The following is a 950-nucleotide window of genomic DNA, read 5'->3' on the forward strand; positions in this document are numbered from 1 at the left end:
GGGCTTCTATATTTCCACGAAGCGCTGATAAGCGTAAATCTTCTTTTTGTTGTACTGCCGTTTGAGGTAGCTGGCAATACTCGTTAAGTTGAGCCTTTGAAGGTTGTCCCAAAAAGGGTATTAGTAGACTACCAATAAATATGGTAGTAGACAAATGGCGCCGAAAGAACATTTTTACAACATTCAAAGGACGAAGAAGCATAGATGGAATTTAATTTAATTTTTTAATAAATATAACTAATGAGTAGAGGCGCCTACAAAAAAGGCTTTTCTAATGGCGTTGAATGTAAGCGTCTCTATGGGGGTTAAGCACCACGTCGCAAAGCTGACTCTACCTGTTTCAATTCTTCTTGTAAGCGGGTTTTAAGCTTTTGAGGTACAGGACGATTAGGATAAGAGCTATAATGTCCGGCCAAAGAATTTAAGGCAGTTCGCATTGTCGTGAAAGAAGTTAAGCTCGCAACAGAGGTGTTACGTTGGTAGCGCGCGGCAAAGTCGTTAATTTTTTGACGCGCTTCTGTTTGTACTGCTGCTTTGGAAGGCTCCGAGTCCGGTAGTTCAATTGCATTACGTATAATGTTGACTACAGTTAAAGTGTCTTGGCTATAGTTCCCCGTTAAGCTATTGGGGTTAGAAGATGAACAACCCATCAAACCAATAGCTACAACCAAAACTAAGGCAAATAGGCGTGATAAATAGCTCTTCATAAGCAAAAAAGAGTGAAAAAATACCTAAATCAACGTCCATCGTATCTCGGATTGGTTACAAATAGAGTTAAAAGTGCTGAGTGCTGAGTGCTGAGTAGTTAATCTTTACTCAGCACTCAGGACTTTCTACTCAGCACTCAGGACTTTCTACTCAGCACTCTATAGAGGGTGTCTCGTTGTTGATATGGGCGCCCAAGTTCTGCTGCTGCGTTTTGTAAGTCAGTGACTGACATGCATGTTCCA

At 41.2% G+C, this 950-nt stretch carries 1 protein-coding gene and 1 pseudogene; both read right to left on the reverse strand.

Going from position 1 to position 950, the window contains the following annotated elements; translation table 11 throughout:
* Positions 1 to 202 (reverse strand): annotated as a pseudogene (locus AC2JBO_RS45020) (hypothetical protein); the annotation flags it as partial.
* Positions 203 to 305: 103 nt separating this feature from the next.
* Entirely contained in the window at positions 306 to 707 is a 402-nt protein-coding gene (gene psb27 / locus AC2JBO_RS45025; protein WP_496960102.1) for a photosystem II protein Psb27, read from the reverse strand.
* Positions 708 to 950 lie beyond the last annotated feature (243 nt).

The sequence above is a fragment of the Calothrix sp. CBUCES-K 9914 genome (assembly GCF_059640475.1).